Annotated in this window: 1 protein-coding gene; it reads left to right on the forward strand. The window is 45.5% G+C overall.

Annotation, left to right across the window (positions count from 1 at the left end; genetic code table 11):
* Window positions 1–53 precede the first annotated feature (53 nt).
* On the forward strand, window positions 54–1,079 hold the full coding sequence (locus tag GVJ32_RS18190) for an IS630 family transposase (RefSeq protein WP_200841336.1): 1,026 nt from the start codon (window positions 54–56) through the stop codon (window positions 1,077–1,079).
* Window positions 1,080–1,085 lie beyond the last annotated feature (6 nt).

A 1,085-nucleotide genomic window follows, 5' to 3' on the forward strand; every position in this document is an offset into this window, starting at 1 on the left:
CGTACTTACTAATAAGGCGGAAATAATCAATACGCTGTGTTAGACTACCGTGCATGGAAATTGACGCAAGAAAACTAAGCACAGAAGAGCAGCACCTCCTCCGACGGTTGGCGGTGCAGCGGGTATTTGATGGTGAATCTGCCGCGGAGGTGACTCGAAGTTTTGGGCTAGGTGCTCGAACGATTTACCCATGGTTAAAATTAGCCCGAGAAAAGGGAATTAGCGCCCTAGCACCTAAAGCGAGGACGGGGCGTAATCGAAAACTGTCTCCTATTGAAGAGCAAGAGGTTAAGCGCTGGATTATTGGAAATGATCCACGTCAGTTTGGTTTTGACTTTGGTTTGTGGACCCGTGAAATCGTATCGAATTTAATTAAAGACCGATTTGATGTTGCGCTAAGCTTGACCAGTACAGGGGAGCTACTCCACCGGCTAGGCTTAACACCTCAGAAGCCATTGCGAAGAGCCTACGAGCGAGATGAGGCGGCGGTTCAAGCGTGGATTAATGAAGTTTATCCGCGAGTAAAGAAACACGCTAAAAGCAAGGGTGCTGAGATATTTTGGTTGGATGAGGCATCAATACGATCCGATGATCCACTACAACGAACTTGGGGGGCCAAAGGACAAACACCGGTTGTTAAAACCAGTGGTCAACGGCAATCAATTAATGCCATTTCAGCCTTGTCTAACAAAGGCGGGTTTTGGTATCACGTGTACGAAGGGAAATTTAACGCAGACAAATACGTTGAGTGTTTAAAGCACTTTTTGAAAGGTCGACGAGCGCCAGTCATCCTGATTGTTGATGGCCATCCCGTCCACAAATCAAAAAAGGTAATGGCGCATATTGATTCTTTGGAGGGAATGATCGAAATCGTTTTTCTTCCTGCCTATGCGCCTGATTTAAACCCAGATGAACTGGTTTGGAACCAGATGAGAAATATGGGTACATCGAAAAAGCCTCTTAAGAAAGGCGAGTCGCTTAAAAATCGAGCGATAGTGGATTTAGAGAAAATTCGACGAAACAAGAAGCTCGTAAAATCCTTTTTTAAAGAAGCGACTGTATCCTTTGCTGCCGCCTAGGTAGTA

Origin of the sequence: Zhongshania aliphaticivorans (assembly GCF_902705855.1) — a bacterium.
Taxonomy (GTDB): Bacteria; Pseudomonadota; Gammaproteobacteria; order Pseudomonadales; family Spongiibacteraceae; genus Spongiibacter; species Spongiibacter aliphaticivorans_B.